The organism is Streptomyces sp. AC555_RSS877, from assembly GCF_019049245.1.
In the GTDB taxonomy this organism is placed as follows: Bacteria; Actinomycetota; Actinomycetes; order Streptomycetales; family Streptomycetaceae; genus Streptomyces.
In genome coordinates this window covers 1-551 of record NZ_JAGMUK010000225.1, presented here as the reverse complement: position 1 = coordinate 551, position 551 = coordinate 1, and the positions used below count along the sequence as shown (strand labels likewise).

The following is a 551-nucleotide window of genomic DNA, read 5'->3' as shown; positions in this document are numbered from 1 at the left end:
CATCTCCGGAGAAATCCGCTCAGCACCCTCCGGAATCAGACTGGGCGGCACCACCACCGCCTCCGGAGCCGCGACCGCGGCCAGACCGGCCGGCGTCGACGTCTCGAACAGAGCTCTTACCGAAACCGAAACCCCTCGGTCACGCAGCTGCTTCACCAGGCGCACCGCCAGCAACGAGTGGCCACCCAGCGCAAAGAAGTCGTCGTCCACGCCGACCTGGTCCACGCCCAGGACCTGCGCGAAGGCCTGGCACAGGATCTCCTCCTGCACCGACGCCGGACCACGACCCCCGCCCCCGGCATACTCCGGGGCGGGCAGGGCCTTGCGGTCGAGCTTGCCGTTCACCGTCAGCGGCAGCTCGTCCAGCACCACCACCGCCGACGGCACCATGTACTCCGGCAAACGCTCCGCGGCGAGTTCACGCAGCTCGGATCCCTTCGCATCGCCAACCACGTAGGCGATGAGGCGTTTGTCGCCCGGGGTGTCCTCCCGCACCACCACCGCGGCCTGTCCGACCCGCGGATGCCCCACCAACACCGACTCGACCTCAC

The 551-nt window shown here is 69.1% G+C and carries 1 protein-coding gene; it reads right to left on the bottom strand.

Going from position 1 to position 551, the window contains the following annotated elements:
- Positions 1-551: phosphopantetheine-binding protein (locus tag KUM49_RS46505; protein ID WP_217243057.1), on the bottom strand; the 551-nt coding region annotated here is incomplete at both ends.